The organism is Streptomyces carpinensis (genome assembly GCF_002154505.1).
Lineage (GTDB): Bacteria > Actinomycetota > Actinomycetes > Streptomycetales > Streptomycetaceae > Streptomyces > Streptomyces carpinensis.
This window is the reverse complement of sequence record NZ_MUBM01000749.1, coordinates 1-551: the sequence shown is the minus strand read 5'-3', so window position 1 is coordinate 551 and position 551 is coordinate 1. Positions and strand designations below refer to the sequence as shown.

The following is a 551-nucleotide window of genomic DNA, read 5'->3' as shown; positions in this document are numbered from 1 at the left end:
CCGGTTCGAGGGCCGTGTCGGGGACAACCACCACCACGTCGTGTGCCGGTCGTGCGGTGCCGTCGCCGACGTCGACTGTGCGGTGGGCGAGGCACCCTGCCTGACCGCGTCCGACGACCACGGCTTCGCGATACACGAGGCCGAGGTCATCTACTGGGGCCTGTGCCCCGAATGTTCCACCAGCCGTAGTTCCTCAGCACAGTGATCCGCCCAGTCCGGAAGGATTCCCATGTCCGAGAACCACGATGCAGTCGTCACCGACGCCAAGACGGAGGCCGGAGGCGGCTGCCCGGTCGCGCACGGGCGCGCTGCGCACCCGACTCAGGGTGGCGGAAACCGTCAGTGGTGGCCTGAGCGGCTGAATCTGAAGATCCTTGCCAAGAACCCTGCCGTGGCCAACCCCTTCGGTGAGGAGTTCGACTACGCCAAGGCGTTCGAGTCCCTCGACCTGCCGGCCGTGAAGCGGGACATCGCCGAGGTCCTCACGACCTCGCAGGACTGGTGGCCCGCCGACTTCGGCCACTACGGCCCGCTGATCATCCGTATGGCCT

Annotated in this window: 1 protein-coding gene and 1 pseudogene; both read left to right on the top strand. The window is 67.3% G+C overall.

The window, feature by feature from the left end:
• The coding region (locus BZY54_RS48515; protein WP_208641008.1) for a Fur family transcriptional regulator at window positions 1-205 on the top strand (205 nt) is incomplete at its 5' end.
• 24 nt (window positions 206-229) lie between these two features.
• A pseudogene (locus BZY54_RS48510) lies at window positions 230-551 on the top strand (catalase/peroxidase HPI); the annotation flags it as partial.